This window comes from Brunnivagina elsteri CCALA 953 (genome assembly GCF_002289455.1).
Taxonomy (GTDB): Bacteria; Cyanobacteriota; Cyanobacteriia; order Cyanobacteriales; family Nostocaceae; genus Brunnivagina; species Brunnivagina elsteri.
Genome location: NZ_NTFS01000782.1, coordinates 1 through 1156, shown reverse-complemented (window position 1 = coordinate 1156; position 1156 = coordinate 1). Strand labels below are relative to the sequence as shown.

The following is a 1156-nucleotide window of genomic DNA, read 5'->3' as shown; positions in this document are numbered from 1 at the left end:
TAGTAATACCGAACTTTTTGCCAATAACTTACCAACATTAAGTGCAATGCAAGTTAGCGAACAAGCAAGCGAACATGGAAGATTATTAAACGAAGCATTGCAAATTGCTTTAGATGTGCAATTAGAAATGAAGCGGTTACAAAGTCAGAGTTAGTTAATGATTAATAAGAATTGGGAATTGGGAATTTCTCCCCTGATTCTTCACCCAAGCTCTACTATAGATAAGTGGTTATTTTGACTCATCAGCATGGAATGGAAAGAGATATCAGGTAATTGGGTATTAATACCCCCTAAACCTAGTGGAATTATTCATTTTTTAGGTGGTGCGTTTGTTGCGACAGCACCGCAGATTACATATCGTTTACTATTAGAAGCCTTAGCAGAAGAGGGTTACATTGTCATCGCAACCCCCTTTGTCAACACATTTGACCATAATGCGATCGCAAAACAAGTTCTACTTAACTTTGAACGGGCTTTAGTGCGCTTGGAAGAACGTGGTATTTTAGGTAATGGCTATTTTCCCATCTACGGAATTGGACACAGCATGGGTTGCAAGCTGCATTTGCTGATTGGCAGTAATTTTTCTGTCGAACGTGCAGGAAACATTTTCATGTCATTTAATAATTTTGCAGCTAGCGAAGCGGTTCCCCTAATCGAACAGTTCAATACAGCTATTACAAACAACCCCTTGGCAAATCGGATTTTTGCCAATAAGATATTTGCCAATAATAAAATATCCCCAAACCACTCCTTTGCAGTTGACTTTACCCCTTCCCCTCCTCAAACCAATGACTTAATCCGCGAGTACTATAATGTGCGTCGTAACCTACTAGTCAAATTTACCAACGATAATATCGATCAATCCGTTGGTTTAAGTGATATTCTGGCTGAACGCTTTGCGGAAATGGTCGCATTGCAAATACTACCAGGGAACCATATCACTCCCTTAGGTCAAGAGATGAAATGGCAGGCAGGGCAAGACTTTAACCCATTCGATGCTTTCGGACAATGGTTTAAGCAAGAAGTCTATCGTGACCTAAACCAACTCAAGCGTACTATCTTGTTGTGGTTGAATCCTTTGTCATCGCGATAAGAAGCTACTATACTAAAAACGGTTAATAATTAGACTTTTTATCTGTCAAAAACTAGTGGTCTG

The 1156-nt window shown here is 39.5% G+C and carries 1 protein-coding gene; it reads left to right on the top strand.

Translation table 11 applies throughout. From position 1 onward, the window contains the following. Nucleotides 1-247 precede the first annotated feature (247 nt). Nucleotides 248-1093, top strand: a complete 846-nt coding sequence (locus tag CK510_RS30645) for a DUF1350 family protein (protein ID WP_095725157.1) — start codon at nucleotides 248-250, stop codon at nucleotides 1091-1093. Nucleotides 1094-1156: the final 63 nt, after the last annotated feature.